This is a genomic window from Aeromonas media (assembly GCF_020423125.1).
Classification (GTDB): Bacteria; Pseudomonadota; Gammaproteobacteria; order Enterobacterales; family Aeromonadaceae; genus Aeromonas; species Aeromonas media.
In genome coordinates this window covers 2345236-2370948 of sequence record NZ_CP075564.1, presented here as the reverse complement: position 1 = coordinate 2370948, position 25713 = coordinate 2345236, and the positions used below count along the sequence as shown (strand labels likewise).

At 63.6% G+C, this 25713-nt stretch carries 22 protein-coding genes, 8 tRNA genes and 1 pseudogene; 23 read left to right on the top strand and 8 right to left on the bottom strand.

Going from position 1 to position 25713, the window contains the following annotated elements:
- Nucleotides 1-9: 9 nt before the first annotated feature.
- Nucleotides 10-1443 (top strand): glycoside hydrolase family 1 protein, encoded by a 1434-nt coding sequence (locus KI797_RS10945; RefSeq protein WP_226169326.1) that lies wholly within the window; start codon nucleotides 10-12, stop codon nucleotides 1441-1443.
- An 88-nt stretch (nucleotides 1444-1531) separates the two neighbouring features.
- Here the strand turns inward: KI797_RS10945 and KI797_RS10940 are convergent, their stop codons facing one another.
- Nucleotides 1532-2290, bottom strand: a complete 759-nt coding sequence (locus KI797_RS10940) for an SDR family NAD(P)-dependent oxidoreductase (RefSeq protein ID WP_226169324.1) — start codon at nucleotides 2288-2290, stop codon at nucleotides 1532-1534.
- 124 nt (nucleotides 2291-2414) lie between these two features.
- Between KI797_RS10940 and KI797_RS10935 the strand changes: the two genes are divergently transcribed.
- Nucleotides 2415-3338 carry a LysR family transcriptional regulator gene (locus KI797_RS10935; protein ID WP_319003261.1) on the top strand — a complete coding sequence of 308 codons (924 nt, stop codon included), beginning with the start codon at nucleotides 2415-2417 and terminating at the stop codon, nucleotides 3336-3338.
- Here the strand turns inward: KI797_RS10935 and KI797_RS10930 are convergent.
- Nucleotides 3318-4328, bottom strand: coding sequence for a helix-turn-helix transcriptional regulator (locus KI797_RS10930; RefSeq protein ID WP_226169320.1), 1011 nt, complete (start codon nucleotides 4326-4328; stop codon nucleotides 3318-3320). The genes KI797_RS10935 and KI797_RS10930 overlap by 21 nt on opposite strands.
- A 231-nt stretch (nucleotides 4329-4559) precedes the next feature.
- Here KI797_RS10930 and KI797_RS10925 point away from each other — a divergent pair, with 231 nt between their 5' ends.
- Nucleotides 4560-6596 (top strand): glycoside hydrolase family 3 protein, encoded by a 2037-nt coding sequence (locus tag KI797_RS10925; RefSeq protein WP_226169318.1) that lies wholly within the window; start codon nucleotides 4560-4562, stop codon nucleotides 6594-6596.
- A gap of 432 nt (nucleotides 6597-7028) precedes the next feature.
- Here the strand turns inward: KI797_RS10925 and KI797_RS10920 are convergent, their stop codons facing one another.
- Nucleotides 7029-8009 (bottom strand): IS5-like element IS5 family transposase, encoded by a 981-nt coding sequence (locus KI797_RS10920; RefSeq protein ID WP_041206871.1) that lies wholly within the window; start codon nucleotides 8007-8009, stop codon nucleotides 7029-7031.
- 396 nt (nucleotides 8010-8405) lie between these two features.
- Here KI797_RS10920 and KI797_RS10915 point away from each other — a divergent pair, with 396 nt between their 5' ends.
- The 3 genes and pseudogenes from KI797_RS10915 to KI797_RS10905 form a co-directional block, all read left to right on the top strand.
- Nucleotides 8406-9251, top strand: a complete 846-nt coding sequence (locus tag KI797_RS10915) for a DUF5718 family protein (RefSeq protein ID WP_226169316.1) — start codon at nucleotides 8406-8408, stop codon at nucleotides 9249-9251.
- A 134-nt stretch (nucleotides 9252-9385) separates the two neighbouring features.
- Nucleotides 9386-9718 (top strand): YnfA family protein, encoded by a 333-nt coding sequence (locus KI797_RS10910; protein ID WP_226173082.1) that lies wholly within the window; start codon nucleotides 9386-9388, stop codon nucleotides 9716-9718.
- Between the two features lie 38 nt (nucleotides 9719-9756).
- A pseudogene (locus KI797_RS10905) lies at nucleotides 9757-9955 on the top strand (GNAT family N-acetyltransferase); the annotation flags it as partial.
- A 148-nt stretch (nucleotides 9956-10103) separates the two neighbouring features.
- On the opposite strand, the gene KI797_RS10900 reads toward KI797_RS10905, so the two are convergent.
- Both KI797_RS10900 and KI797_RS10895 read right to left on the bottom strand, forming a co-directional pair.
- Nucleotides 10104-11498 (bottom strand): DEAD/DEAH box helicase, encoded by a 1395-nt coding sequence (locus KI797_RS10900; RefSeq protein WP_226169312.1) that lies wholly within the window; start codon nucleotides 11496-11498, stop codon nucleotides 10104-10106.
- Nucleotides 11499-11771: 273 nt separating this feature from the next.
- Entirely contained in the window at nucleotides 11772-12248 is a 477-nt protein-coding gene (locus KI797_RS10895; protein WP_226169310.1) for a glutathione peroxidase, read from the bottom strand.
- Between the two features lie 201 nt (nucleotides 12249-12449).
- Between KI797_RS10895 and KI797_RS10890 the strand changes: the two genes are divergently transcribed.
- Both KI797_RS10890 and KI797_RS10885 read left to right on the top strand, forming a co-directional pair.
- Entirely contained in the window at nucleotides 12450-13058 is a 609-nt protein-coding gene (locus KI797_RS10890) for a 2OG-Fe(II) oxygenase (protein ID WP_226169308.1), read from the top strand.
- A 212-nt stretch (nucleotides 13059-13270) separates the two neighbouring features.
- A complete protein-coding gene (locus KI797_RS10885; protein ID WP_139751622.1) occupies nucleotides 13271-14257 on the top strand; it encodes a D-alanine--D-alanine ligase in 987 nt (328 codons plus the stop codon).
- A 74-nt stretch (nucleotides 14258-14331) separates the two neighbouring features.
- Here KI797_RS10885 and KI797_RS10880 read toward each other — a convergent pair whose 3' ends face one another.
- A complete protein-coding gene (locus tag KI797_RS10880) occupies nucleotides 14332-14760 on the bottom strand; it encodes a VOC family protein (RefSeq protein ID WP_139751619.1) in 429 nt (142 codons plus the stop codon).
- Nucleotides 14761-14941: 181 nt separating this feature from the next.
- Between KI797_RS10880 and KI797_RS10875 the strand changes: the two genes are divergently transcribed.
- Together KI797_RS10875 and KI797_RS10865 are read left to right on the top strand one after the other, a co-directional pair.
- Nucleotides 14942-15718, top strand: a complete 777-nt coding sequence (locus tag KI797_RS10875; protein WP_226169306.1) for a tRNA-uridine aminocarboxypropyltransferase — start codon at nucleotides 14942-14944, stop codon at nucleotides 15716-15718.
- A 300-nt stretch (nucleotides 15719-16018) separates the two neighbouring features.
- Nucleotides 16019-16798 (top strand): TSUP family transporter, encoded by a 780-nt coding sequence (locus tag KI797_RS10865; protein WP_005329325.1) that lies wholly within the window; start codon nucleotides 16019-16021, stop codon nucleotides 16796-16798.
- A gap of 7 nt (nucleotides 16799-16805) precedes the next feature.
- On the opposite strand, the gene KI797_RS10860 is transcribed toward KI797_RS10865, so the two are convergent.
- Both KI797_RS10860 and KI797_RS10855 read right to left on the bottom strand, forming a co-directional pair.
- Complete coding sequence (locus tag KI797_RS10860; RefSeq protein WP_005329332.1) at nucleotides 16806-17738, bottom strand: LysR family transcriptional regulator; 933 nt, start codon at nucleotides 17736-17738, stop codon at nucleotides 16806-16808.
- A 52-nt stretch (nucleotides 17739-17790) separates the two neighbouring features.
- Nucleotides 17791-18708 carry a DMT family transporter gene (locus tag KI797_RS10855; RefSeq protein ID WP_042648116.1) on the bottom strand — a complete coding sequence of 306 codons (918 nt, stop codon included), beginning with the start codon at nucleotides 18706-18708 and terminating at the stop codon, nucleotides 17791-17793.
- Nucleotides 18709-18832: 124 nt separating this feature from the next.
- On the opposite strand from KI797_RS10855, the gene KI797_RS10850 reads away from it, so the two are divergent.
- The 13 genes from KI797_RS10850 to KI797_RS10795 all read left to right on the top strand — a co-directional run bounded on the left by KI797_RS10850 (nucleotide 18833) and on the right by KI797_RS10795 (nucleotide 25702).
- Nucleotides 18833-19753, top strand: coding sequence for a helix-turn-helix domain-containing protein (locus KI797_RS10850; RefSeq protein ID WP_404801057.1), 921 nt, complete (start codon nucleotides 18833-18835; stop codon nucleotides 19751-19753).
- 62 nt (nucleotides 19754-19815) lie between these two features.
- On the top strand, nucleotides 19816-19938 hold the full coding sequence (locus tag KI797_RS21045; protein ID WP_264160698.1) for a hypothetical protein: 123 nt from the start codon (nucleotides 19816-19818) through the stop codon (nucleotides 19936-19938).
- A 76-nt stretch (nucleotides 19939-20014) separates the two neighbouring features.
- A complete protein-coding gene (locus KI797_RS10845) occupies nucleotides 20015-21649 on the top strand; it encodes an ATP-dependent endonuclease (RefSeq protein ID WP_042648114.1) in 1635 nt (544 codons plus the stop codon).
- 103 nt (nucleotides 21650-21752) lie between these two features.
- The gene (locus KI797_RS10840; protein ID WP_226169304.1) at nucleotides 21753-22472 is read left to right on the top strand and encodes a hypothetical protein; all 720 of its coding nucleotides are present in this window, start codon (nucleotides 21753-21755) and stop codon (nucleotides 22470-22472) included.
- 268 nt (nucleotides 22473-22740) lie between these two features.
- Nucleotides 22741-22817 (top strand) — tRNA-Met (locus KI797_RS10835).
- 92 nt (nucleotides 22818-22909) lie between these two features.
- Nucleotides 22910-22986, top strand: a tRNA-Met gene (locus KI797_RS10830).
- A gap of 102 nt (nucleotides 22987-23088) precedes the next feature.
- Nucleotides 23089-23165, top strand: a tRNA-Met gene (locus KI797_RS10825).
- 102 nt (nucleotides 23166-23267) lie between these two features.
- Nucleotides 23268-23344 (top strand) — tRNA-Met (locus tag KI797_RS10820).
- Between the two features lie 102 nt (nucleotides 23345-23446).
- Nucleotides 23447-23523: transfer RNA gene (locus KI797_RS10815), tRNA-Met, on the top strand.
- 102 nt (nucleotides 23524-23625) lie between these two features.
- Nucleotides 23626-23702, top strand: a tRNA-Met gene (locus KI797_RS10810).
- A gap of 102 nt (nucleotides 23703-23804) precedes the next feature.
- Nucleotides 23805-23881, top strand: a tRNA-Met gene (locus tag KI797_RS10805).
- A 102-nt stretch (nucleotides 23882-23983) separates the two neighbouring features.
- Nucleotides 23984-24060 (top strand) — tRNA-Met (locus KI797_RS10800).
- Between the two features lie 145 nt (nucleotides 24061-24205).
- On the top strand, nucleotides 24206-25702 hold the full coding sequence (locus KI797_RS10795; protein ID WP_226169302.1) for a M17 family metallopeptidase: 1497 nt from the start codon (nucleotides 24206-24208) through the stop codon (nucleotides 25700-25702).
- Nucleotides 25703-25713 lie beyond the last annotated feature (11 nt).

Below are 25713 nucleotides of genomic sequence, written 5' to 3'. Positions count from 1 at the left end.
ACAAGCCAGATGCACCATCCCAAGTTCAACGACTTCCCCGCGGATTTCCTCTGGGGGGCCGCCTCTGCCGCCTACCAGGTGGAAGGGGCCTGGAACGAAGACGGCAAGGGCCCCTCGGTGTGGGATCTCTTCACCAAGTTGCCGGGCAAGACCTTCGAGGGCAGCAACGGTGACGTGGCGGTGGATCACTACCACCGCGTGGAAGAGGATGTGGCGCTGATGGCCGAGATGGGGCTCAAGGCCTACCGCTTCTCGGTGAGCTGGCCGCGCATCTTCCCCAATGGGCGCGATGAGGTGAACGAGGCGGGGCTCGCCTTCTACGAACGGCTCATCGATGCCCTGCTGGCCCACTGCATCGAGCCTGTGCTGACCCTCTATCACTGGGATCTGCCCCAGGCCCTGCAGGACGAGTACGGCGGCTGGGAAGACAGGCGCATCATCGACGACTTCGAGCGCTACTGCGTGACTCTCTATCAGCGCTTCGCTGGTAAGGTGAAGTACTGGGTGTCCCTCAACGAGCAGAACTACAACCTGACCAACGCCTACCAGCTCGGCACCCATCCGCCCGCAGTGCAGGACAGGAAGCGCTTCTTCGCCGCCAACCACATCGCGTTTCTCGCCAACGCCCGGGTCATCAAGGCGTTCCGCCAGCATGTGCCAAACGGCCTCATCGGCCCGAGCTTCGCGTATTCCCCCGCCTATCCGGCCTCCTGTGCCCCGAGCGACATGCTGGCGTTCGAGAATGCCGAGGAGTTCACCAACCTCTGGTGGTTGGATGCCTACTGCTTCGGCCGCTATCCCCAGGCGGCGCTCGCCTACCTGAGAGAAACAGGCGAGGCCCCCGAGATACTGCCAGGGGATCTCGAACTGCTGCGCGAAGGTACCCCCGACTACATAGGCGTCAACTACTACTACACCCTGACCTTCACCGACAATCCCCTCGGCGGTCAGACCATGCAGCGCATCAACACCACGGGGCAGAAGGGCACCACGCCGTCGAGCGGCGTTCCCGGTCTCTACAGGACAACCCCCAACCCGCACCTGGAGACCAGCAACTGGGACTGGGCCATCGATCCCACCGGGATGCGCATCGCCCTGCGCCGCCTCTCGTCCCGCTACGGCCTGCCGCTGATGATCACCGAGAACGGCCTCGGCGAGTTCGACAAGCTGACCGCGGACGGCCGGGTGCAGGATGACTACCGCATCGCCTATCTGCACAGCCACCTCAAGGCCTGCCAGGAGGCGATGCAGGACGGGGTAGCGCTCATCGGCTACTGCGCCTGGTCCTTCACCGACATCCTGAGCTGGCTCAACGGCTATCAGAAGCGCTACGGCTTCGTCTATGTGGAGCGCGACGAGCAGGGGGGATCGCTGCGCCGCATCAAGAAGGAGAGCTTCCACTGGTACAGCCAGGTGATCGCCTCCGGTGGCAAGACGCTGTAACGACCTGTCTCTGGCTCCTAAAAATACAGAAGGCCCCTCGCGGGGCCTTTTTCATGGCTGGTGGGCAGCGTCGCAGGGAAATGACGGCCTAGATAAACATGCCTCCCGAGGCCTCGATGCGCTGGGCGGTGAGCCAGCGGCAGTCATCGGAGAGCAGGGCGGCGATGGCACCGCCGATGTCGTCGGGCTGGCCGACCCGGCCGAGCGCCGTCTGGCTCGCGATAAAGGCGTTGACCCCCTTGTCGTCGCGCACCACGCCGCCGCCAAAGTCGGTCTCGATGGCGCCGGGGGCCAGCACGTTGACGGCGATGCCGCGCGGGCCCAGCTCCTTGGCCAGATAGTGGGTCAGCACCTCCACGCCCCCCTTCATGGCGGCATAGGCGGCATAACCCGGCATGGCGAAGCGGGTGAGGCCGGTGGAGAGGTTGATGATGCGCCCGCCATCACGAAGCAGCGGCAGCAGCTTCTGGGTCAGGAAGAAGGTCCCCTTGAGGTGGATGTTGAGCAGGGTATCGAACTGCTCCTCCGTGGTCTTCTCGAAGCTGGCACGAATGCCGATCCCGGCGTTGTTGACCAGATAGTCGAACTGCGACCGTTGCCACTCCCGAGTGAGCAGTTGTTTCACCTCCTCTGCGAAGGCGACAAAGGAGGCGCTTACCCCCACATCCAGCGCCAGGGCATGGGCCTGAACCCCGAGCGCCCTGGCCTCGGCCACGACGGCCGCCGCCTCGTCGGCCTGGCTGCGGTAGGTGATGATGAGATCCACCCCCTTGGCCGCGAGGGCGAGGGCGCTGTGTTTGCCGAGGCCACGACTGGCGCCGGTGATGAGGGCGATGGGTCTGGTCATGGTGTGACTCCTGTGGGTGACAAGGGCTCGGTGCGAGCCGACCGGATCACTGTATTGTTCCTTTATTGCCGGATAAATAGCGCGATAATGAAATCACTGTTCCGTTTGAAGAGACAATCAGTCCATAGATCAACTGGATGCGATGAAATTGTTCGTGCGGGTCGCCGAACTCGAGAGTTTCACCCGTTGCGCCGAGCAACTGGGCATCCCCAAGGCGACCCTCTCCGCCGCCATCCGCAGGCTGGAGGAGCGCATGGGCACCCGGCTCCTGCTGCGCACCACCCGGCGGGTGCAGCTCACCACGGATGGCCAGCTCTGCTACGCCAGGTGCCGGGATCTGCTGGCGGACATGGAGGAGTTTAACGGCCTGTTTCGCCAGGGGGGGCAGATCTCGGGGCAGTTGCGGGTGGACATGCCGAGCCGGATGGCGCGCCATCTGGTGATCCCGGCGCTGCCCGCCTTCCTGGCGCAGCACCCCGACTTGCAGCTGATGTTGAGCAGTACGGACCGACGGGTGGATCTGGTGCGCGACGGCTTCGACTGCGTGGTGCGGGTGGGAGCGCTGGAGCCCTCCAGCCTGGTGGCGCGGCCGCTCGGCCACTATCGCCAGATCAACTGCGCCAGCGCCGCCTACCTGGCCCGTTACGGGGTGCCGCAGACCCTGGCGGATCTGGCCGGGCACCGGCTGGTCCATTATGGCTCCGGGCAGGGGCGCAGCGAGCCGGGGTTCGAGTACCAGCTGGAAGATGGCAGCCGCGCCCTCTTGCCGATGGCGGGGGCCCTGATGGTCAACGACAGCGAGACCTACCTGGCGGCGGCGCTGGCGGGGCTTGGCATCATACAGATGCCGAGGGTGGGGGTGGAGGAGTTGCTTGGGCGCGGCGAGCTGGTGAGTCTGTTGCCCCGGTGGCAGGCGCCGCCGCTTCCCATCCACGCCCTCTATGCCCATCGCCGCCAGCTGGCGCCCAGGGTACAACTCTTCATCCACTGGCTGGCGGAGCTGCTCGCCAGGGCCCTGGTCGAGGGATCAGAGCCGGCTGCGCCTTGAGCGGTATTCGCTGGGGGAGAGGGCGAATGCCTCCTTGAAGAAGCGGGTGAAGCTGCTCTGGCTGGCAAACCCGAGGCGCCCGCCCACCTCCTGCAACTGCAGGGCAGGGTCTTGCAGCAGCCGGCAGGCCTCCTCCCTTCTCACCTGCTCCAGTAGGGCCGAGAAGTGGCACCCTTCCTCGCGCAGGTGGCGGTTGAGGGTCCAGCGGGTCAGCCTGAGGGCCTCGCAGACCCCCGCCAGCAGGGTGGGGGAGTCGACGCTCTCCTGCCAGAGCCGCTGACGGATGAGCCCGAGCACCCGCTCCCTGTAGTGGCTGCTCGGGCGCAGCAGCCGCATCTGGCCGTCGAGCTCCCCCAGCAACAGGGGTTGCAGGGGGCCGTTGCAGCCGCCGTGGGCGAGATCGAGCAAGGCCGCGGGGAAGCGCAGCTCAAAGCGCTCTCCCCGTTGCAGCCGCTCCCCCAGCCAGGCCCCCAGCTCGCGCCACAGCTTGGGCCGCACCGGGGTGGGCAGCACCAGCTGGCCCTGGCCGGGGTGGTAGAACTGCAGCAGGGCATAGAGGTGACCGAGGTTGGCCAGGCTGCTCATGGCGATCACGTCCGGGTGATCGGACTCCGAGTGGTAACTGAGCCTGGCCTCTCCCTCTTCCTCCCGCAGGACGATTCTATCGCACTCGCCGATGAGGGGGCGGTAGGCGAGAAAGAAGTGCAGGGCCTGGCGCAGGGTGGCGGCGTTGCAGCAGAGGCTCGCCAGCGGCAGGTAGTCGGCAAAGAGCCCCGCGAGCGAAGGGGGCGACCACTTGTGGGACATGTCCAGATGGGGGGCGACCCGGGTCAGCAGCCGGAAGTGGCGCTGGGCGTCGATCCGCCCCTGGGGGAGCAGCAGCTCTTCTCTGGCAATACCGGCTTCTTGCAGGAGCTGGGCCGGATCCCTGCCCTCTCTCTGCCAGTGGTTGAGGCAGTGCAGGGCTATCCGGTTGGAGACTGTCTTCACGGCGAAAATCCTTGTCGGCGGTGGCCCACCATCATCCGCCAACGGCCATGAATTGCCGTGAGCCAGGTTCGGCTTCATGTTTCAGAAATGTAACCAAGGGTAACCCTGCAACCCTTTTCACACTTTTCGAACTTGCTCCCAACCGGCAATTCCCTGCACCCGCAGGGCAAGTGAGGCGGGCCGATTTTGCATAGAGTGGCCACTCCGACACACACAAGGAAGATAACAATAATGAAACACCACTCGCTCTCCCGAACCCGCGTCGCCCTCACCATAGGGGCCCTGCTGCTGGCAGGGTGCAATGACAACGACTCCACCCCCAAGCCGGCGCAGCCCACCCTGGGCCACCGCACCGTCAGCCTGATCGAGCAGGACGGCCTGCAATTCAAGGATCTCGATGGCAGCGGCACCCTGACACCTTATGAAGATTGGCGCCTCGGAGCCGCCGAGCGGGCCCGGGACCTGGTGGGCAGGCTCTCCCTGGCCCAGAAGGCGGGCCTGATGATGCACGGCACCCTGGTGCTGGACGCAGACGGGCGGGTCAACCTCACCGCCATGGACAAGATGCTGCGTGAGGATGGCGTCAATACCTACATCACTCGCATGGCGGGGGATCCGGCGGCCATCGCCGACGACAACAACCGGCTGCAGGCCCTGCTGGAAGGGGTGGGGCTCGGCATCCCCATGACGGTGAGCACGGATCCCCGCAACCACTTCACCCATGATCCCAACGCCACCAGCATAGGCGCCGGGGCCTTCTCCCAGTGGCCCGAGACCCTGGGGCTCGCCGCCATCGGCGATGCCGCCCTGGTGCAGCGATTTGGCGACATCGCCCGCCAGGAGTACAGGGCCGTCGGCATTCACGAGGCCCTCTCTCCCCAGGCGGATCTCGCGACCGAGCCGCGCTGGGGCCGCATCAACGGCACCTTCGGCGAGGACAATCTGCTCGCCAAATCCCTGGTCAAGGCCTACATCGAGGGCTTCCAGCAGGGAAGCGACGGCATAGGCCCGGAGAGCGTGGTCACCGTGGTCAAGCACTTCGCCGGGGCAGGTCCTCAGAAAAACGGCCTGGATGCCCACAACCCCTGGGGCAAGGAACAGGTCTACCCGGGCGGCCAATTCGCCTATCACCTGGTGCCCTTCGAGGGGGCCTTCGAGGCCAGGGTGGGGGCAGTGATGCCCTATTACGCCCTGCCCGAGGGGCTGACCTACGAAGGGCAGACCATCGAGGAGGTGGGCTTTGGCTTCAACCGCCAGATCCTCACCGACTTGCTGCGGGGCCACTTCAAGTTCGACGGCGTGGTGCTGAGCGACTGGGGCATCGTCAACGACTGCGACAGCCGCTGCGAGCAGGGGCTGACCCAGGATGAGGTGACGGCGGGCGTCAGCCCCTGGACAGTGCCCTTTGGCATGTCCTGGGGGGTGGAGAAGCTCACCAAGGCCGAACGCTACGCCAAGGCCATCGACGCCGGGGTGGATCAGTTCGGCGGCGTGGAAGATCCCGCTCCCTTGCTGGCGGCGGTGCAGAGCGGCCTGGTGACCGAGGCGGCCATCACCACCTCGGCCGAGCGGATCCTGGAACAGAAGTTCGCCCTGGGACTGTTCGAGAACCCCTATGTGGATACCCAGGCCGCGGTGGCCCTGGTGGGCAAGGCCGAGTTCCAGCAGGAGGCCCAGGCCGCCCAGGCGGCGTCCCACGTGTTGCTGAAGAACGAGGGGGCCCTGCTGCCACTCAAGGCGGACGGCAAGCGGGTCTACCTGCATAACGTCAATGCCGAGGTGGCCAAGGCCAACGGTTACACCGTAGTGACTGAGCTGGCCCAGGCCGATCTCGCCATAGTGCGGGTCAATGCCCCGGGTGAGCAGGATCCCCGCTTCCCGTTTGGCAGCATCCACTTCGGTCAGCTCGGCTTTGCCAGCGCCGATCAGGTGGTGCAGGAGACGGCCCACGAGGGGGTCTACCGCGGGGCGGACGAGTACGCCGCCATCCAGAACATCGCGCAGGCCGGGGTGCCCATGGTGCTCTCCGTCTATCTGGACAGGCCCGCCATCCTGACCGAGGTGGCACCGGCAGCCCAGGTGCTGCTCGCCAACTTCGGTGCCCTGGATCAGGCGCTGTTCGACGTCATCAGCGGCAAGGCCAAGGCCAGCGGCAAGCTGCCCTTCGAGCTGCCCTCCAGCTGGCAGGCGGTGCAAAACCAGCACCCGGACGTGGCGAAGGACTCCGCGAACCCGCTCTACCCCTATGGTGCCGGTCTGGCCTATTGAGGGCGAGCCCGACATCCATCATCAAGGCGCCTCCGGGCGCCTTTTCCATGGGGATCATCCATGGGGCATAGCTGATTGCCCTGCCCGGGACAGGCGCCGCATCCTTGAGTACCCCACGATGGGAGGGGCATGGGTCCTTTTTCCGGTTGGAGGATCCCGAGGTTTTGATCCGCGCGATGGTGGGGGCTGCGGGAGAGCGGGTTGTCGCCGATATGCGCGGACTTCTGTTCGGTATCAATGGCCATTGACGGGAACATGTCGGCAATCAGTTCACTGAATACCCTAGGGAAGGTGCGAATAAGCGGGGAAATTCTTCTCGGCTGACTCAGTCATTTCATTTCTTCATGTTTGAGCCGATTTTTTCTCCCGTAAATGCCTTGAATCAGCCTATTTAGACCGTTTCTTCGCCATTTAAGGCGTTATTCCCAGTTTTTAGTGAGATCTCTCCCACTGACGTATCATTTGGTCCGCCCGAAACAGGTTGGCCAGCGTGAATAACATCGCCAGTTGGTTATCGTTTTTCAGCAACCCCTTGTATCTGGCTTTCACGAAGCCGAACTGTCGCTTGATGATGCGAAATGGGTGCTCCACCTTGGCCCGGATGCTGGCTTTCATGTATTCGATGTTGATGGCCGTTTTGTTCTTGCGTGGATGCTGTTTCAAGGTTCTTACCTTGCCGGGGCGCTCGGCGATCAGCCAGTCCACATCCACCTCGGCCAGCTCCTCGCGCTGTGGCGCCCCTTGGTAGCCGGCATCGGCTGAGACAAATTGCTCCTCTCCATGCAGCAGATTACCCAGCTGATTGAGGTCATGCTCGTTGGCCGCGGTGGTGACTAGGCTGTGGGTCAGGCCACTCTTGGCATCGACACCAATGTGGGCCTTCATGCCAAAGTGCCACTGATTGCCTTTCTTGGTCTGATGCATCTGCGGATCGCGTTGCTGCTCTTTGTTCTTGGTCGAGCTGGGTGCCTCAATGATGGTGGCATCGACCAAGGTGCCTTGAGTCATCATGACGCCTGCTTCGGCCAGCCAGCGATTGATGGTCTTGAACAATTGGCGGGCCAGTTGATGCTGCTCCAGCAGGTGGCGGAAATTCATGATGGTGGTGCGGTCCGGCAAGGCGCTATCCAGGGATAACCGGGCAAACAGACGCATGGAGGCGATTTCGTACAGAGCATCTTCGATCGCGCCATCGCTCAGGTTGTACCAATGCTGCATGCAGTGAATGCGTAGCATGGTTTCCAGCGGATAAGGTCGCCGGCCATTACCAGCCTTGGGGTAAAACGGCTCGATGACTTCCACCATGTTTTGCCATGGCAGAATCTGCTCCATGCGGGACAAGAAAATCTCTTTTCTGGTCTGACGGCGCTTGCTGCTGAATTCACTGTCGGCGAAGGTAAGCTGATGACTCATGATGAACCCTGTTCCATGGCTCCAGATGACAAACATGATCTCATATCAGGGACTTGTTCGCACCTTCCCTAGGTATTCGAGCTCAGCTCTGTATTCTTCCAATCGACCCTGAAAATGTGTGGTCATGGCTCGGCACCGGCACCCAAACGGAAAATGAATAGGGCAGACTAGCAAAAGCGCGGGGCTCGCCCAAGCACCGGGATCACAGCTTGGCGCCGACTGCTCTCTTTATGACCATCTGGTGAGGGAAAATCCGCCCTGGTGCACAGCTTGCGGCCGGGCAACTGGGCGCCGCCTGGGGGCTGTGCTCTAATAAGCTCCCTCTTTGGCGGTAGTGCTGCCGCCCTGAACATCGACAACGAGGCGGCGGCCCGGGCCGCGCCAATGGAGCCACAGATGCAGATCACCAGATTGAACCGCTTTATCGGATTGGGGGTGGCGGGCAACTTCGCCGGCCATCTGGAGCAGGCAGGGGAGGCGGCAGATTTCGTCGCCGTCAAGGTCGCGGACAAGGTTGCCCCCAAGGCGCTGTTCCCCTTCTATGTGCCGGATCATCCGGGCCAGCTCGGCGTCTTCCCATTGAGCGGTGAGGCCATCTTCCTGCCAGAGGCGGCGGTGAGCGGTGACGAGAAGGTGCAAATCGAACCCGAGGTGGCGCTCTGGTGCGAGCTGGAGTACGCAGGGGAGCAGGTGGTGGCCATCCATCCCAAGGCGTTCGGCGCCTACAACGACTGCTCCATCCGTCGCCCCAACGCCAAAAAGATCAGCGAGAAGAAGAACTGGGGGGAGGAGAGCAAGGGACTGGCCGCGAGCCTGCTGCCGCTATCCCACTTCGGCGCCGGGTGCGAGCTAGACGACTATCGCATCGCCTGCTACCTGGAACGGGATGGCGAGCTGCATCCCTATGGGGTTGACAGTGCGGCGGTGGATTACAGCTACTTCCATCGGCAGCTGCTCGACTGGGCCATCGACAAGTTCAACCATCAGCAGGATGAGGGCCCGGCCGAGCATATTCAGGGGCTGCTGGCCCAGGCGGGGCACCCGACCCATGCGCTCATCAGCATAGGGGCCACCCGCTACACCCCCTTCGGCGAGACCCACTTCCTCGCGCCTGGTGACACTTCCTGCGTGGTGGTCTACCCGGCCAGCCGTTACGGCGAAGCGGATATTCGCGAAGCCATTCGCAGCCGAACCTTTGGACCGGATGTCTCTGCCTTGCTCCAGGCGGTCAGGGTTCGCTGATCTCTTCCTTCCCCCGCGCCCGTGGGGGAAGGTTTGCCACCTCTTCCTCTTCGCCAGCTGCGGCGCCGAGCTGACATACCGTCATGAGTTGTTTTAACATTCAGCCTCTGTCGCACCCCTGCTAGAGACCCATGATGCTGGAGTTCAAAACGATCGGGTTGTTTCTGATCACCGCAGTGGCCGAGATCGTCGGCTGCTATCTGCCCTATCTGTGGCTGACCCAGGGGCGGAGCCCCTGGTTGCTGCTGCCCGCGGGTCTGAGTCTTGCCCTCTTTGCCTGGTTGCTCTCCCTGCATCCGACCGCCGCCGGCCGTGTCTATGCCGCCTATGGGGGCGTCTATATCTTCGTGGCCATCCTCTGGCTCTGGGCGGTGGATGGCATCAGACCCACGCTGTGGGACTGGCTCGGCTCCGGGGTCGCCCTGACGGGCATGGCCATCATCATGTTTGCCCCCAGATCCGCATAGGGCGGCGCTGGGGCACACCGAAGATCAGGAGGGTTACCATGGTGGTGATCAGAGCGTGCAGGGAGCAGGATCTGGCGGGTTTGCTCGGCCTTTACGCCGAGCTCAGGCCCCGGGATCCCGTGCTGACGCCATCGGTGGCGAGGGCGGCGCTCAGGCAGCTGCTGGCCGAGCCCGGGGTGCGGATCCTGGTGGCCGAGGTGGAGGGTCAGCTGGCCGCCACCTGCCAGCATCTGGTGTTCGGGGTGACGGGGCGCTCCCCCCTGGATGGTCAGGGCAAGCCCTATCCCCTGCTGCACATGGCCTTGGCCGCCGAATAAGGGCGCCAGAGCATAAAAAACCGCCCGAAGTGGGCGGTTTTTTTGTGTCAGGTCGGCAGGGGGTTGCCTCACTCCTCGCTGGAGTTGTCCTGATAGTCGTCCCGCTGGGCCTTGGGCAGGCGGCGCATGGGGGTGAAGCCGATGTCTTCCCCCACGACCTCGCGCTTGCGAGCCGGGGCCGGCTTCTTGGGGCCGTCCCCTTTGGCCTTGCCTTTGGCCGCGTCAGGCTTGCCCTTGGCATTGTTGCTCTTGGCGTTGGCATGGCCACGGGCACGGGGCGGGTTTTGCACCGGCTTGCTGCCTGGCAGGGTCTGGCGGCTCGGTTTGCCGCTCGGCTCGTACCCTTCCATGATCTCCACGGTCAGGGATTGGCCGATCAGGGCCTCGATATCCTTGAGCTGGCCCAGCTCGTCCTGGCTCACCAGGGAGATGGCTTCGCCACCACGGCCGGCGCGGCCGGTGCGGCCGATGCGGTGGATGTAATCCTCCGCCATCTGGGGCAGCTCGAAGTTGATCACGTGGGGCAGCTGATCGATGTCCAGGCCTCTGGCGGCGATGTCGGTGGCGACCAGCACCCGCACCTTGCCCTCGCGGAAATCGGCCAGCGCCCGGTTGCGGGCACCCTGGCTCTTGTCGCCATGAATGGCGACCGTATTGAGGCCATCCTTTTGCATCTGCTGGGCGAGGCGGTCGGCGATCTGCTTGGTACGCACGAACACCAGCACCCGCTGCCAGTTGCCACGGCCGATCATGTGGGAGAGCATCTCGCGACGGCGTTCCCGGTCGACCTGGATGACGCACTGGGTCACCTGATCGGCGGCGGTGTTGCTGGGATCCACCTCGATCAGGGTGGGGTCATTGAGCAGATCGTCCGCCAGCGCCTTGATGTCGTTTGAGAAGGTGGCGGAGAACAGCAGCGTCTGACGCTCTTCCGGCAGCGCATTCATGATGCGGCGAATGTCGGTGATGAAGCCCATGTCGAGCATGCGATCCGCTTCATCCAGCACCAGCACTTCCAGGGCGCTCAGGGTGAGTGCCCCCTGGGTCAGCAGATCCAGCAGGCGGCCCGGGGTGGCGACCAGGATGTCGACCCCGAGCTTGATGGCGTCCAGGTTCGGCTTGATGCTGACGCCGCCGTAGGCGATCAGGGTACGGAACGGCAGATGATGGGCGTACTTGATGATGCTCTCGCCCACCTGGGCGGCGAGCTCCCGGGTCGGGGTCAGCACCAGGGCGCGAACCTGACGGCGACCGCCACGGCCGTGGTTGGCCAGCAGACGGTGCAACATGGGCAGGGTGAAACCGGCCGTCTTGCCTGTCCCTGTCTGGGCACCGCCCAGCACGTCCTGACCGGCCAGAATGGCCGGGATGGCTTGCTGCTGGATGGGGGTGGGCTGTTCGTAACCCAGCTCCTTGACGGCCCGCAGGATGTGCGGTGACAGACCCAGTTCATTGAATGACATGTTCGAGAGAAACTCCGAGCCTTGGGCTCAACGGGTGACGGCAGCCTTGGCCCGTCACGACATGGAAGAAGGTGGGTAGCGGGTCAGGACACGGCCTGATCCCTTCAGGCCCGTCCCGCGGGCGCTACGACACGAAAAAGATAATGGGCGCGTAATATAGCAGAAGTGACGAGGACACGCAGTAACGGCGTCACGAATGAGGACCCGGAACACCGAGGGGCGGCCAACTGATGGGAGAGGGGCCACGCCAGCCTGTCGCACGGGGTGCCCCGCTCACAGCTGCGCCTGGATGGCCCCCGCCAGATCCTCGGGCTTGGTCTGGGGGGCGAAGCGGTCCACCACCCGGCCCTCGCGGTCGATCAGAAACTTGGTGAAGTTCCACTTGATGGCCTCGCTGCCGAGCAGCCCGGGCTTTTGCTGCTTGAGCCAGCGATAGAAGGGGTGAGCCTGCTCGCCGTTGACCTCGCACTTGGTCATCAGGGGGAAGCTCACCGGGTAATCCACCTGGCAGAAGCGGGCTATCTCCTCGGCATCCCCGGGCTCCTGGTGGCCGAACTGATCGCAGGGAAAGCCCAGGATCACCAGTCCCGCCGGGCCAAACTGGCGATGAAGGGCCTCCAGCCCGGTATATTGGGGGGTGAAGCCGCAGCGGCTGGCCACGTTGACCACTAGCAGGACCTTCCCTTGCAGGGTGTCTCTCGGGAACTCGCTGCCATCGAGTCGTTGCAGGGGAATTGGGGGCAAGGGCATGGGGTTCTCCTGGGCCGTGGATGCAAGGGGAAGGCCCGTGTCGGGCGTTGCTTGCACGTTAACGGGCCCGGAGCGGCGGGGCAAGGGGAAACCACGACTGATCCTATTGATGGCGGGACTTCTCAAGAGAAGCAATCCGGTTTGTGCCAACAGGGGGAAGTCGCTACAAAGCGCACTCTCTCCACTCGCTGCGAGTCAATCTTGGACTATCAAGCCGTCATGGATGCCATTTACACCCGGGGATGGGTGATTGTGGATGATTTCTTAACCACCGCCGAGGTGGATGCCTTGCGGGCCTGCCTGCCCGATGAGTGGCAACCTGCGGGGATAGGGCGGGAGGGGCTGCATCAGGGCAACCCGGAAATCCGCCGGGATCAGATCCACTGGCTGGATCCTGATCAGGGCGCCCCCGTGGCCGACTATCTGGCCCGCATGGAGTCCCTGCGTCTGGCGGCCAATCGCAACCTGATGCTGGGGCTGTTCGACTACGAGGCCCACTTCGCCCGCTACCGCCGCGGTGATTTCTATGCGACTCATCGCGACGCCTTTGCCGGGCGATCCAACCGCCGTCTCACCTCGGTGTTCTACTTGAACAACGGCTGGCAACCCCAGGCGGGGGGCGTGCTGCGGGTCTATGACAACGACGAGCAGTTTCTGATGGATGTCTCCCCCAAGGGGGGGCGCTTGGTGCTCTTCCTGTCGGAGGAGTTTCCCCACGAGGTGCTGCCCGCGAGCGAGGAGCGCTACAGCATCGCCGGCTGGTTTCGGGTCAATGGCAATGGCGCCGGTCGGGTCGATCCCCCTCGCTGAGTCCGTTTCGTCCCGTTTTTGACACAGGCGCCGCTTTTTACGGGCCAGTATGGGGGGATGGCGTCCCCATCGGCTGACAAGGCTTCCTCTCCCTTGCTACACTGGCCGCACTTATGTTTGTATCTGGCTTCGCCCGTTGTTTCGTGCGCAGGTCGCGCGGCCGGATTTTCCCCGGCCATGACGAAGCCGCTTCTCCCAAGGGATCACATCTAATGAAGAACATGCATGTCTTGCTGCTGTGCGGCGGCGGTGGCGCCGAGCACGAAGTCTCTCTGCGCAGTGCCAATTTCCTCGAACAACAGCTCGGTCTTTTGCCTGGGGTCGAAGTGACCCGGGTCGAGATGTTCGCCGACCGCTGGCTCAGTGCCGACGGCCGCGAGTGCAAGCTGGGGCTGGACAAGCTGCTCTCCTTTGATAGCGTGGCCCGTCCGGTGGACTACGTGGTGCCCTGCATCCACGGCTATCCGGGTGAGACCGGCGATCTGCAATCCTTCCTCGAGCTGGCGGGCCTGCCCTATCTGGGGTGTGATGCCGAGGCGAGCAAGATCTGCTTCAACAAGATCAGCACCAAGCTGTGGCTCTCCGCCATCGGCATCCCCAACACCCCTTATCTGTTTTTGACCGAGCAGGGCGACGCGGCGCTCGCCGAGGCGAGAGCCGCGCTGGCCAAGTGGGGCAAGGTGTTTATCAAGGCGGCCTCGCAAGGGTCATCCGTGGGCTGCTACTCCGCCAGCAACGAGGCCGAGCTGGTGCAGGGGATCAAGGACGCCTTCGGTTACTCCGAGCAGGTGCTGATCGAGAAGGCGGTCAAGCCCCGCGAGCTGGAAGTGGCTGTCTACCAGTACGGTGACGAGCTGGTGGCCACCTATCCCGGGGAGATCTGCGTGCCTCAGGACAAGTTCTACACCTATGAGGAGAAGTACAGCAGCGCCAGCCACACCGAGACCGCGCTCAAGGCCGAAGGCCTGACCCAGGCTCAGTCTGACGCCATCCATGCCTACTCCCTCAAGGCTTTCCGCCAGCTGAAGTTGACCCATCTGTCACGCATCGACTTCTTCCTGACCGAGGATGGCGAGATACTGCTCAACGAGATCAACACCTTCCCGGGCATGACCTCCATCTCCATGTTCCCGAAACTCTTGGAGCATCATGGCCACAGCTTCGCGGCCTTCCTCGAGCAGAATCTGCGCCCCGTCTGAGGGTGCCGACAAGGCATGTCAACAAGCGAGGGGCCCAAGGGCCCCTCTGTCGTTTCTGCGGCGTTGCATGACCCTCAGGGCTGCTGGCAATCCCCGGGGAATGGAGTGAACAGCCAGATGTGCGCCCCTTGCGGATCGGCGATGAGCGCCATGCGCCCGACGGTGGGGATGTCCATTGCGGGCACCACCAGGCTGCCGCCATGCCGGGTCACTTTGGCCAGCCTGGCATCGACGTCATCCACCGCTATGTAGGTCGCCCAGTGGGGCGGCACGCCAGCCATCTGGGGGTTGTCCCGGGTGGACTGTACTCCGGCCACCGGTCGGCCATTGACCACCAGCATGGGGTAGTTGCCTCCCTCCATCTCCATGAGCTGGCTCTCCCAGCCGAGCACTTCGGCGTAGAAGCGGATCCCGGCCTCGCCATCCGGCACATAGAGCTCGTGCCAGGTAAAGGTGGATCCTTCGGCCAGGGCGTGCTCCCTGGCCATGTCTGGTTCTGCCATTTTGTCCTCCTTGTCCCATCGGCCTTCCCGTGCGTGGGATGATGGGATGAGGACCAAGTATAGAGCGGTGCGTTGGTCTCTGCGCCTGGCTGGGCAGAGGCCGCGCACCTTGCTCCCGGCAGACCCGCTCGCTACAATCTGCCCCTTTTTTCCCGCAGACCCTGTCGCTGAGCCGCGCCCCATGAAGCCCATTCCCGATCATGCCGTCAATCGCCTGCGCATCTGGCGCAAGAGCATCTCAACCCGTCCCTTTCTCGCCCGTGGCGGCAGCGTGCCCCGCTGCGAGGCCTGCCAGCTGCGTCATGCTTGGTGTGCCTGCGAGTGGCGCCCCGAGCTCAAGGCCGAGGCGGGCTTCTGCCTGCTGATGTATGACAGCGAGCCCATGAAGCCGTCCAATACCGGCCGTCTCATCGCCGACGTCTTGCCCCAGACCACCTGGGCCTTTCTCTGGAAGCGCACCCAGCCTCATCCCGAGTTGCTGGCCCTGCTGGCGGATCCCGTCTGGCAGCCCTATGTGGTGTTTCCCGCCTGCGAGAAGAGCCCGGCCCGGGTGACCGAGCAGGTGGCCCTGGCCCCTGGCAAGAAGCCGCTCTTCATCCTGCTGGACGGCACCTGGCCCGAGGCGCGCAAGATGTTCAACATGAGCCCCTATCTGGATGGTTTCCCCGTGCTGTCGGTGCGGCCGGATACACTCTCCACCTATGGCATGCGAGTCGCTCACTGTGATGAGCACCTCTGCACCGCCGAGGTGGCGGCCTGCGTGCTGGAGGTGGCCGGGGAGCTGCAGGCAGGGCAGGCGTTGCAGCACTGGTTCAATCTGTTCAGCAGCCGTTATATGGCGGGCCGAGTCAGCCGGGCCCCGGGCGAGGACGAGACCCCGCTGTTGCAGGCCCTGGAGACGATCAAGGGGGAGGTTGCCGAGTCTGACGCTGAGCGGGGCGAGGCAGCGCTGGCTTAACCCTGTTCAGCAGCCGCTATATGGCGGGCCGGGTGAGCCGGGCCCCGGGCGAGGACGAAAACTCGCTGTTGCAGGCTCTTGATGCGATCAAGGGGGGAGGGCGCTGGACTGGCTGACCCTCTCCTGCAGGGATCGGACGCTGCCTGAGCTACCGGGGCGACTGATGAAAATCAGGAATCAATTGGCTGCCATTGTTTCGTTAGCCTCATGAGCCCGCCCCCGTTAGGATAGCGACCTGCATTGTGCTCAAACAGGACACCCGGGATTGCCGCAGGTGGCCGCATCAGACGAGGTTTATGGATGGAACTGGAACTGCTCACCCTGGTTGCCCTGTTCGGGGTCGCCCTCATCGCCGGCTTTATCGACGCCATCGCCGGAGGCGGCGGCCTGCTGACGGTGCCGGCCCTGCTCGCCACCGGCATGCCGCCCGCCCTGGTGCTCGGCACCAACAAGTTGCAGAGCAGTTTCGGCTCCTTCTCCGCCACCTGGTTCTATGCCCGCCGTGGGCTGCTGGAGTGGGGCATCATCTGGCCGGCAGTCATCTGCACCTTCATCGGGGCTGCCCTCGGCACCCTGGCGGTGCAGACCATAGACGCCGCCATCCTGGAGCGGCTGCTGCCCTTCCTGCTGGTGGCGTTCGCCTGTTACTTCTACTTCTCACCCAGGGTGAGCGATGCGGAGAGTCAGCGCCGCCTCACCCCCATGATGTTCGCCCTGCTGGTGGGGGGCGGTGTCGGCTTCTATGATGGCTTCTTCGGTCCCGGCACCGGGTCCTTCTTTGCCATCGGCTTCGTGGCGCTGGCGGGCTTTGGCATGGCGCGGGCCACGGCCCACACCAAGTTGCTCAACTTCACCTCCAATATCGCCTCCCTGCTGTTCTTCGCCCTCGGTGGCAAGGTGGTGTGGAGCGTCGGTTTTTGCATGGCGCTGGGTCAGTTCATCGGGGCCCGCTTCGGTTCCAAGCTGGTGCTCAAGAAAGGGGTCAAGCTCATCAAGCCGCTGCTGGTGACCGTCTCCCTGGTGATGTCCGCCAAGCTGGTGTGGAGTCAGTACCCCGAGCTGTTCAGCTGGCTGGTCTGAGTCAGCTCTAGCCTTGGCTCACCCGGGCGAAGTGGGCCCGGATCTCCTCGACCAACCGCTGGATGCGCGCCCGTTTCAGGCTGCTTGGGCGATAGACCAGGTGCAGTGGGCGCGCCAGCCCCGGCAGGGCGCGCGCCCGTTTCCCCTGATCTCCCACCAGGGCCAGCAGACCGGCCGGCAACAGCACGGGGCCTATGCCAGCCTTGGCCAGCTCGATCAGCGCCAGGTAGGAGTCGAGCTCCATGGCTGGCACCAGCCCGAGCGCGGCCAGGGGATCCCGCAGATAGCGATTGGAGGGGTTATCCAGATCCATGGTGAGTATCTTGCGCACCTTCTCCTGCGCCAATAATTCCTCATTCACCTCTGCCTCGCTCAGCTTGCCAGTCAATGTTGCTTGCAAGGCGATCTGATGATCCGGCTGCACCACCTCATCCCCATCGTCCCCCACCAGATAGAAGGGCTCTTCCAGCAGCAGCTCGGCGCACAGGCCGTGACCGGGGGGCAGGCGACCGGCACAGATGCCGAGCAGGGCGTCCCCCCCGCGTACCCGCGTCAGGATCACCGGCGTATGGTGAGTGGAGAGGGCAAGGTGGGGATCCCGGCCCAGGTAGTCGTGCATGAAGCGGGCGAGGTAGCCCGCCAGCAGGGTTTCGGAGCAGGCGACAGGCAAGGGAGTCTTGTCGGTGAGGGTCTGGCTGTCCGCCAGCACCCCCTTCATCTCCGCGAGGCTCGGGGCTACCCGGGCGAGCAGCTCCCGGGCCTGGGGGGTGAGCCGGATCTGGCGGCCATCCGGCTCGATGAGCCGCTTGCCAAGGCGCTGCTCCAGCTGGGTGATGCGTTTGCTCACCGCCGACTGGCTGATATAGAGGCGGCTCGCGACCTTGGCCATGGTGCCCTCGCTCGCCAGCAGGCAGAGTGTCTCCAGCCCTTCCAGTAACATCGTCTCTCCGGTCATCCTCTGTAGGGAGCCGTTACCTTAGGGGCTGGTGGCATCAGGGGCAAGTACCGTTTGCAGCCCTCGATAACGGCCAGCGCCACGTCTTGACGGGCGGGGCGAAGATCACCAGGTTGCCGATGAGGCTCACCACCACCCCCATGATGGAGACCGTCTGCCAGACGAAACCCTCATACAGGGTGGAGAGGCTGAGCGCTACCAGGGGAAACAGCACGGTGGCATAGGCGGCCTTGCTGGCGCCGATGCGCCCCACCAGGGTGAGGTAGGCGGTGAAGGCGATGACGGAGCCGAAGATGGCCAGATAGACCATGGCCGCGAGGTAGCGGGGCTCGGTCGGCAGGGTCAGCGACTGACCGAGCACCATGACCCAGCCCAGCAGCAGCGCCACCCCGTACACCATGCCCCAGGGCACCATCTGCAACACCTGGTAACCCTGACGCTGACCACGGGCGGAGACAAGGTTCCCGAGAGAGAAGCAGAGGGTGCCGCCGCAGGCGAATAGCAGCCCCTTCCAGCCGTTTGCACCCAGTTGCGCATCTGCAAGCACGGGCCAGAACAGCAGCAGGGTACCAAATAGGCCCAGCAGTGACCCCTGCAACCAGCGCAGGCCGGGGCGTTTGCCCTCGAACAGCCAGAGGTTGAGGCCGTTGAAGATGCTGGCGCTGGCGAAGATCACCGCCGACAGACCGCTCGGTATATAGAGGGTGGCGTGATAGAAGCAGAGAAAGTTGGTGGAGAAGAGCAGGGCGCCGAGCAGGGCCGCATAACGCTGACCCGCCCAGGGTAGGCGAGGGAACCTGCCGCTCACCGTGAGCAGGGCAAACAGCGCCAGCGCCGCCAGGGCGAAGCGATAGAGCACCGAGACCTCGATGGGAATGGGGCCGAGCTGCCAGGCGATGGCGATCCAGGTACTGCCCCAGATGAGGACGGTGGAAACATACAGCAGGAGATTCATGAGCGGATCCGATGAAAAGGAGAGTGACATGGGGATCAGCATGGATCGGACGGCGTGAGCTGGCTTGCACCATCTTGCGGTTTTTTGTGGCCGGCAGCAGCGCTTGGCGAGCCGCCGCGATAAGATGACGGCACGGGAACAAGGATGGGGCAGACAGGTGCAGCAGAGACGACAGGCGGGGGTGTTTGATGCCCTGGTCAGCACGGGGGCGCGGCTGGAGGACTCCTGCTGGCTGGAGCCCGGGCTCGGGGTGGCCAGCTGGCGCAACCGCTACGATCAGACCCGCTACCACAAGCCGGGTCACCACACCATCAGCGTCTATCTGCAGGGGGGCGAGCAGACCGAGCGCCTCGACGGTCCCGGCGGCCATGGCGGTACCGGCAAGGTGTGCATCATGCCCGATCACCACAGATCCGAATGGCTGGTACGCGAGGAGTTTCGCTTCTTCCACCTCTACTTCACTCCCGCCCACTTCACCCGCATCGCCGAGCAGGTGTGCGACAAGGAGGGGCGCCACCTGGTGTTGCAGGACAAGACCTTCATCGAGGATCCCCAGGCCGCGGCCCTGGTGCAGGCACAGCTGATGAAGCTGGACTGGCAGCACGGGGTCGATCGCATGGCGCTCTCCCACGGCGCCTGGATGCTGATGTTGCACGCCTACCGTCACCATACCCGGGAGGCGCCCAGCCTGCCGGAGGTGCGGGGCGGCCTGGCGCCCGTCGTTGTCCGGCGGGTGCAGGAGTACCTGCTGTCTCACCTGGCGGACTCCGTGACCTTGAGCGATCTTGCCCGGGAGGCTGGCCTGAGCGAATACCATTTTGCCCGCATGTTCGGCCAGAGCCTGGGCTGCCCGCCCCATCGTTACCTGCTGGGGCTCAGGCTCCAGCGGGCCAAGCAGCTGCTGGCAGGAAGCGATCCCCTGGCCAGCATTGCCGCCCAGTGCGGCTTCTCCTCCCAGGCCCACTTTGGCAATCGTTTTCGGGAGGCCTTTGGCCTGAGCCCGGGGCAGTGGCGCGCACAATTGTCATTCTCCTGTCACAGATAACGCTGAGACTCTGGGTAAAAGAGGTGTACCCTCTGCCTCTTACCCACAAAAAGGAATGCCCATTGAATCATCGCAAACGTCAGACCCGCACCCGCCACCTCTGGTTCAGCCACTGGAATGCTCCGCAAGACCGCCTCTCTGTTCCCACCCCACCCGAACCCGCAGTGCCTCACAGTTCCCGCTGAAAACCCCAAGACCCGATAGGATTTTTCCGGCAACTTTGCCACTATTGCGCCATCAGGATGGACTGGATATGGCCGCATGTTTCTGGAACGCATTGAAGTCAAAGGTTTTCGCGGGATAAATCGGCTCTCGCTCGGGCTGGATCACACCACGGTTCTCATCGGTGAGAACGCCTGGGGCAAGTCCAGCCTGCTGCGTGCCCTCTGGTGCCTGCTGGGGGATGCCGAACCCTATCAATTCAGTCGCGATGATTTCCATCAGCCCGAAGATCCCGAGCTGAGCCCGTCGCGCACCCTGCAACTGGTGCTCACCTTCAGCGAGTACCGCCCCCAGATGTGCCAACACTCCCGCCGATTGGCGCGCCTGGGTTCGGCCTGGATCCCCCACAAGGACAAGTTCCACCGGGTGCACTATCGCGCCAGCGCCGAACTGCAGGACGACGGCAGCGTGCAGAGCACCCATGACTTTCTCGATGGCATTGGCAAGAGCCTGGCCATCGACAACAACGAAGAGCTGGTACGGCTGCTCATCACCATGAACCCGGTGTTCCGGCTGCGGGATGCCCGTACAGCTCGCGACGGCATAGAGCGGCTGCCCTGGGACGATCTCTCCGAGCAGCGACTCGGGGAGCTCGCCGGCAAGCTGACCGATGAGCCCCAGCGCATCGGCGAACCCGAGCTGAAAGAGGCGCTGCAGGCGGTACAGCAGTTGATGGAGCACTACTTCAGCGCCCTGGCCCCCATCAAGCACAAGCCGCGCAGCCAGCGGGAGATAGTCAATCGCCCCATGACCCTGCGCAATCCCGGCAACTTGCAGGTGCTGCTGCGCAATGCCGATAACCGGGCCCTGCAACTGGCCATGGCGGGCATGGCCGCCATGCTGCTCCATGCCCGCGGCAACCGCGAGTTGGAGGAGGGGGCCAGGCCCATCCTGATGCTGGAAGATCCCGAGAGTCGCCTGCACCCCACCATGCTGGCACTGGCCTGGGGCCTGCTCGAGCAGTTGCCCGGTCAGAAGCTGCTCACCACCAACTCGGGGGATCTGCTCTCTTCCCTGCCACTCAATCAGGTGCGCCGCCTGGTGCGCCGCCAGCATGACATCCTCTGCCACCAGTTGGGGGGGGAACGTTACAGCAGCGATGACCTGCGCAAAATCGCCTTCCACGTGCGCATCAACAGACCCATGTCGATGTTTGCCCGTTGCTGGTTGCTGGTGGAGGGGGAGACAGAGATCTGGCTGCTTTCCGAGCTCGCCCAGATCTGTGGCTACAGCCTGCGGGCGGAGGGGGTGCGCATCATCGAGTTTGCCCAGTGCGGTCAGGCCCCTCTCATCAAAGTGGCCCGCGACTTCGGCATCGAGTGGCACCTGCTCACCGACGGTGACGAGGCGGGCGCCAAGTACGCGAGCTCGGCTCGTTCCCTGCTCAAGGGGGAGCGTGAACGGGACCGGCTGACCCAGCTGCCCTCGGCGGACATAGAGCACTACCTCTACCAGAACGGATTCGAGGCGGTGTTTCGGCGCGAGGCGGGTGTCGGTGGGCGCTCCACCCTCAACGCCGGGCGCATCATCTCCAAGGCCATTCATCACCGCAGCAAGCCCGGCATGGCGCTGGCCGTGGTGGAGGAGGCGGAGCGCCTTGGCAGCGAACACATTCCCCCCATGCTCAAGCAGATGTTCGCGCGAGTGGTCGCCCTGGCCCGCGGCCAGAGCTAGTCTCGCAGGCGTTGGGAATAGGGGCGGGTTTGGGTATACTCGCCCCTCGTTTTTTGTTGCCGGGGCCTCTTGGTCCTGTCCTCTGTTTGCTGCCGGAGACCCTATGTTCGTCCAACTTCCTTTTTGGCTCTTTTCCCTGACCGGCCTGATGGCCCTGGGGGCCTTGATCGCGCTCGGGATCGTCTTGTGGCGTGGGGATCTCTGCCCGGGCCAGCGCTCGCGGATCACCCATCAGCTCTTCTCCATCTGGGTGATCACCGGCCTCTCCCTGATGCTGGGAATTGAAGCCGGGGTGACCGGCTGGCTTCCCTGGTGTGGGGGCGCCGCCCTGATCCTGGGGATAGTGCTCTCCCTGGCCCAGTCCCGCCTCGAGGGCAAGCGTGCCATTCCCGCCACCCTGCTGTGGTTGCCCGCCATGCCGCTCGCTCTCTATGGCCTGGGTCTGCTGCAGATCCAGGGCTGGCTGAATGGTGTGCTGCAGATGGTGCTGCTGGGCTCGGCCTTCGCCCACCTGATGCTGCTGCGTGCCCGCCACCGCCTGCAGGCATTCAACCTGCTGCTGCCGCTGGCGGGGCTGTTGGCCGCCATGCTGAGCCTGATCTGGCTGGCGGTGCTGGTGAGCGGGCAGGACAATGGCGCCGGGCTCGATGCCCTGATCCCCGGGGTGCTGACCCAGGCGGGCTTGCTCATTGCCGCCCTGCTGCTCTGGTTCAGCCCTCTCTACCGGCAGCAGGAGACGGCCCCCGTGGTGTTGTCCGTGACCCTGTGCGGTCTCATCATCGCCCAGATAGCGGCGACCAGCGTGCTGCACCAGCTGGCCTGAGTCGCACAGTGGCAAGCCAGGGAGTAAGCCCGCGTCTGTGTAGACGCGGGCTTTTTCATACATAGAGAGGGGTATGTGGCACGCCGGAGCCGGTAGCGCAGCCTGGCAGGCGAGGGCCTTGAGTGGCAAGGTCGGCACCTAGTTGACTGAAAAAACTACGGTTTGTTGCAAAAGAACACAACATGTGATGGTTTAATCCCCTGGTAAACTTTTTTTAGGATAATTACTTGCAATCTCAGCGTTGGAGCCTATTATTGGCGACCTCAGACGCGGGGTGGAGCAGCTCGGTAGCTCGTCGGGCTCATAACCCGAAGGTCGTCGGTTCAAATCCGGCCCCCGCAACCATCTGAGTGTCGACATCGACGACAACCTTAGGGTGATAGCTGATGAAGACGATTCGAACTGGCTAGTGCTCGGTCACTTCGGAAAAATACGGACGCGGGGTGGAGCAGCTCGGTAGCTCGTCGGGCTCATAACCCGAAGGTCGTCAGTTCAAATCTGGCCCCCGCAACCAACTATTTGTGCTCATGGCAAGGCTGATGCCAAGCGGTGAACGTAAAGGCAGCACACTACTTCTGCTCGGTAGTGCGCGGTGATGAAAGCAGTACAATTCGGACGCGGGGTGGAGCAGCTCGGTAGCTCGTCGGGCTCATAACCCGAAGGTCGTCAGTTCAAATCTGGCCCCCGCAACCAACTATTTGTGTTCATGGCAAGGCTGATGCCAAGCGGTGAACGTAAAGACAGCAAACTACCTCTGCTCGGTAGTGCGCGGTGATAAAGGCAGTACAATTCGGACGCGGGGTGGAGCAGCTCGGTAGCTCGTCGGGCTCATAACCCGAAGGTCGTCAGTTCAAATCTGGCCCCCGCAACCAACTATTTGTGTTCATGGCAAGGCTGATGCCAAGCGGTGAACGTAAAGACAGCAAACTACCTCTGCTCGGTAGTGCGCGGTGATAAAGGCAGTACAATTCGGACGCGGGGTGGAGCAGCTCGGTAGCTCGTCGGGCTCATAACCCGAAGGTCGTCAGTTCAAATCTGGCCCCCGCAACCAACTATTTGTGTTCATGGCAAGGCTGATGCCAAGCGGTGAACGTAAAGACAGCAAACTACCTCTGCTCGGTAGTGCGCGGTGATAAAGGCAGTACAATTCGGACGCGGGGTGGAGCAGCTCGGTAGCTCGTCGGGCTCATAACCCGAAGGTCGTCAGTTCAAATCTGGCCCCCGCAACCAACTATTTGTGTTCATGGCAAGGCTGATGCCAAGCGGTGAACGTAAAGACAGCAAACTACCTCTGCTCGGTAGTGCGCGGTGATAAAGGCAGTACAATTCGGACGCGGGGTGGAGCAGCTCGGTAGCTCGTCGGGCTCATAACCCGAAGGTCGTCAGTTCAAATCTGGCCCCCGCAACCAACTATTTGTGTTCATGGCAAGGCTGATGCCAAGCGGTGAACGTAAAGACAGCAAACTACCTCTGCTCGGTAGTGCGCGGTGATAAAGGCAGTACAATTCGGACGCGGGGTGGAGCAGCTCGGTAGCTCGTCGGGCTCATAACCCGAAGGTCGTCGGTTCAAATCCGGCCCCCGCAACCAACTTGTCATCTATTCCTCTCTTTATATCCATCTCGACTCCCTCGTATATCACCCTGATCCAGCACATTAATTTATGTGGTGGCGATCCTTTGTCCCATTTGTTCGGTATCATTCTGGCTTCTGTTCATGGATGAGGCCTCTCCCTGTGATGCACGCTTTCAACTACCTTCCTCCCAAGATAACCATGCAGACCACCACCCTGAATGAGGTGATGGCGAGCAACATTCCCGTCAAACTGCTGCTGGTAGCCGAGACCGGGCGCGATGCCCTGCTGGCGCAGCCGGCCTTCGCCGGGGTGGCGTCCCAGATAGCCCTGGGTCTGCCGGCCCCTTACCGGCTGGCGGATGGTCAGGGTCTGCAACTGGTGCTCTTCGTGGACTCGGCGCCCGTTGTGGATCACCGGCTCTACAAGCAGATCCGCACCTGGACAGCCCCCCTCGCGGGCCTCAAGGTGGCGCAGCTGGCGCTGCACCTGGAGGGCTTCGATGAGGCGCCCCGGGCGCTGCTGGCCGAGCTGGTGCTCGCCACCCTGCTGGCGGCCGATGTGCCGCTGCCCACCCAGAAGCGCGCTGACGAGGCGCCCATCGGCTATCAGAGTCTGACCCTGTCTCCCCCCTGCGTCCTTGATCTGGCCCGCATCGAGGCCGAGGCGCAGGGCAACGGGCTGGCCCGTCACCTGGCCGTCCTGCCTGCCTCAGAACTCAATGCCGGCAGTTACCGTGCCTTCGCGCGGCAGCTGGCGCAACAGGAGGGTTGGCAGTGGCAGGAGTTCGACGAGGCGGCCCTCGCCAAACTCGGTGCCGGCGCCTTCCTGGCGGTGGCCAGGGGCTCGGAGGACAACCAGGCTGCCATCGTCAGGCTCAGCTATTGCCCGGCCAATCCGGTGCGTCGCATCGCATTGGTGGGCAAGGGGATCTGCCACGACTCCGGGGGCTATAACCTGAAAGTGAGTGGCAGCATGTATGGCATGCACCTGGACATGGGGGGCAGTGCGGTGGCGCTCGGGACCCTGCATGCCATCAGCCGGGCCAAGTTGCCCGTTGAGGTACACTGCTGGCTCGCCATCGCCGAAAACCACATAGGCCCCAAAGCCTACCGACCGGGGGAGGTGGTGACCGCCCTCAATGGCACCACCATAGAGGTGGTGGACACGGACGCCGAGGGGCGCATGGTGCTGGCGGATGCTCTGGCGCTCGCGGCCCAAGGGGAGCCCGATCTGCTGATCGACTACGCAACCCTGACCGGTGCCTGCAAGCGGGCACTCGGCAGCCGCTACAGCGGCGCCTTCACCAATCGCCCCGACTGGTTTCCCGAGCTGATACGCCTGGGGCAGCAGAGCGGTGAACGGATCTGGCCCTTCCCGCTGGACGAGGATTTCGATGACAACCTCGATAGCGAGTGGGCCGATCTGTTACAGTGCGCGCCGGGTAGCTCGCCGGATCACATCGATGCGGCCCGCTTCCTCAGCCGCTTCGTGCCCGGGCAGACACCCTGGTTGCACCTCGACTTGAGCGGTTTTCGCAACAAGGGGGGCAACGGCGTGGTCAGCAGCGAAGTGACCGGGTTTGGTGTCAGGCTGTCGCTGACCCTGCTCGCCAGCCCGCTCGGGATGGCCGAGCCTGGCACCCAGGCAACGACATGAATCGCCAAGTA

Excerpts from the sequence above, each read along its gene's own strand:
- KI797_RS10845 (WP_042648114.1), top strand. The coding sequence starts at position 20,015 with ATGTTTCTGGAACGCATTGAAGTCAAAGGTTTTCGCGGGATAAATCGG.
- KI797_RS10925 (WP_226169318.1), top strand. The coding sequence starts at position 4,560 with ATGAAACACCACTCGCTCTCCCGAACCCGCGTCGCCCTCACCATAGGG.
- KI797_RS10850 (WP_404801057.1), top strand. The coding sequence starts at position 18,833 with ATGACGGCACGGGAACAAGGATGGGGCAGACAGGTGCAGCAGAGACGA.
- KI797_RS10875 (WP_226169306.1), top strand. The coding sequence starts at position 14,942 with ATGAAGCCCATTCCCGATCATGCCGTCAATCGCCTGCGCATCTGGCGC.
- KI797_RS10840 (WP_226169304.1), top strand. The coding sequence starts at position 21,753 with ATGTTCGTCCAACTTCCTTTTTGGCTCTTTTCCCTGACCGGCCTGATG.
- KI797_RS10895 (WP_226169310.1), bottom strand. The coding sequence starts at position 12,248 with ATGCCCTTGCCCCCAATTCCCCTGCAACGACTCGATGGCAGCGAGTTC.
- KI797_RS10920 (WP_041206871.1), bottom strand. The coding sequence starts at position 8,009 with ATGAGTCATCAGCTTACCTTCGCCGACAGTGAATTCAGCAGCAAGCGC.
- KI797_RS10865 (WP_005329325.1), top strand. The coding sequence starts at position 16,019 with ATGGAACTGGAACTGCTCACCCTGGTTGCCCTGTTCGGGGTCGCCCTC.
- KI797_RS10880 (WP_139751619.1), bottom strand. The coding sequence starts at position 14,760 with ATGGCAGAACCAGACATGGCCAGGGAGCACGCCCTGGCCGAAGGATCC.
- KI797_RS10915 (WP_226169316.1), top strand. The coding sequence starts at position 8,406 with ATGCAGATCACCAGATTGAACCGCTTTATCGGATTGGGGGTGGCGGGC.
- KI797_RS10900 (WP_226169312.1), bottom strand. The coding sequence starts at position 11,498 with ATGTCATTCAATGAACTGGGTCTGTCACCGCACATCCTGCGGGCCGTC.
- KI797_RS10860 (WP_005329332.1), bottom strand. The coding sequence starts at position 17,738 with ATGTTACTGGAAGGGCTGGAGACACTCTGCCTGCTGGCGAGCGAGGGC.
- KI797_RS10910 (WP_226173082.1), top strand. The coding sequence starts at position 9,386 with ATGCTGGAGTTCAAAACGATCGGGTTGTTTCTGATCACCGCAGTGGCC.
- KI797_RS10885 (WP_139751622.1), top strand. The coding sequence starts at position 13,271 with ATGAAGAACATGCATGTCTTGCTGCTGTGCGGCGGCGGTGGCGCCGAG.
- KI797_RS10945 (WP_226169326.1), top strand. The coding sequence starts at position 10 with ATGCACCATCCCAAGTTCAACGACTTCCCCGCGGATTTCCTCTGGGGG.
- KI797_RS10940 (WP_226169324.1), bottom strand. The coding sequence starts at position 2,290 with ATGACCAGACCCATCGCCCTCATCACCGGCGCCAGTCGTGGCCTCGGC.
- KI797_RS10855 (WP_042648116.1), bottom strand. The coding sequence starts at position 18,708 with ATGAATCTCCTGCTGTATGTTTCCACCGTCCTCATCTGGGGCAGTACC.